Origin of the sequence: Thermococcus sp. M36, assembly GCF_012027355.1 — an archaeon.
GTDB lineage: Archaea > Methanobacteriota_B > Thermococci > Thermococcales > Thermococcaceae > Thermococcus.
Genome location: NZ_SNUH01000087.1, coordinates 1 through 534 on the forward strand (window position 1 = coordinate 1; position 534 = coordinate 534).

The following is a 534-nucleotide window of genomic DNA, read 5'->3' on the forward strand; positions in this document are numbered from 1 at the left end:
TCCCTTATGCATCAATGGCTTGGGGATTATTAGGCCACCGTATTGTTGGTGAAATCGCCAATAGTTATTTATCTCCCAAAGCAAAAGCAGCCATCAAAGAAATATTAGGCGATGAATCTTTAGCCATGTGTGCTAACTGGGCAGACTTTATAAAATCAGACCCATCATATAACTATTTAAGTCCATGGCATTATGTAGATTTTAAAGCTGGTATGAGTTGTGAGGATGTAAAAAAATATTTGGCTATTGATACCGCAACAGATGCTTATACAAAAATTAATTTCTTGGTATCAGAATTAAAAAAGAAAAATGTAGCTAAAGAAAAGAAAGTAATGTACTTACGTTTATTGGTGCATATTGTGGGAGATATTCATCAGCCATTGCATACAGGCCACGAAGAAGACCAAGGTGGTAATAAAGTGTATGTACAATGGTTTGGGCAGAAAACAAATCTGCATTCCGTTTGGGATTCTAAGCTGATTGATGAACAGACATTAAGTTATACTGAATATACCAATGCCATTAATCATTCTA

The 534-nt window shown here is 35.2% G+C and carries 1 protein-coding gene; it reads left to right on the plus strand.

Annotation, left to right across the window (positions count from 1 at the left end; all coding sequences use genetic code 11):
• A partial coding sequence (locus E3E36_RS11445; RefSeq protein WP_167895535.1) for a S1/P1 nuclease occupies positions 1–534 on the plus strand: 534 nt, incomplete at both ends.